This is a genomic window from Mesorhizobium humile, from assembly GCF_033977215.1.
GTDB lineage: Bacteria > Pseudomonadota > Alphaproteobacteria > Rhizobiales > Rhizobiaceae > Mesorhizobium > Mesorhizobium humile.
The window spans coordinates 1-558 of record NZ_JAVIIV010000077.1 but is presented as its reverse complement, the minus strand read 5'-3'; the positions used below and the strand labels follow the sequence as shown (position 1 = coordinate 558).

Below are 558 nucleotides of genomic sequence, written 5' to 3'. Positions count from 1 at the left end.
CAGATCACCACTCAATTCTCCGGCATTTCGGACACTTCGAGCGATCCGCCGCACAATGCGCTCGCCGTCGGTCCAAGCTACATCGTCATGGCGGAGGGATCGCGGATCGAATGGACGAACCTGTCCGGCGGCGCGGCGAACTTGCAGTCGGTCTACCAGTTCTTCGGATCCCTCGGTTCGACTGCGGCCAACGCCCTGTTCGATCCACGCGCGGTGTATGACAGCGTCAACAACCGATACGTCGTCACCATGGACAACATCGGTTCAAACGGCGCGATCAGCAACATCGACATCGCCGTATCGAAGGACTCGAACCCCAACGACGGCTGGTATTTCTACTCGCTGAACACATCGCTCACGATCAACGGTCAGCTGACGGCAGCCGATCAGCCGATCCTGTCGCTCGACGGCACAAACATCTACATCACGGCACCCCAATACGACGTCAATGTCTCAGGCTTCGCCGGGACGGAAGAATGGGTCATCAGCGACACGGCGGGCACCGGCGGCGGCCTCTACAATGGCGGCACCATGACTGTCGTGGCCAGCCAGCTTGCT

General features: G+C 60.0%; 1 pseudogene. It reads left to right on the top strand.

The features are described from left to right. Positions 1–558, top strand: a pseudogene (locus RFM52_RS32760) (phosphoesterase); the annotation flags it as partial.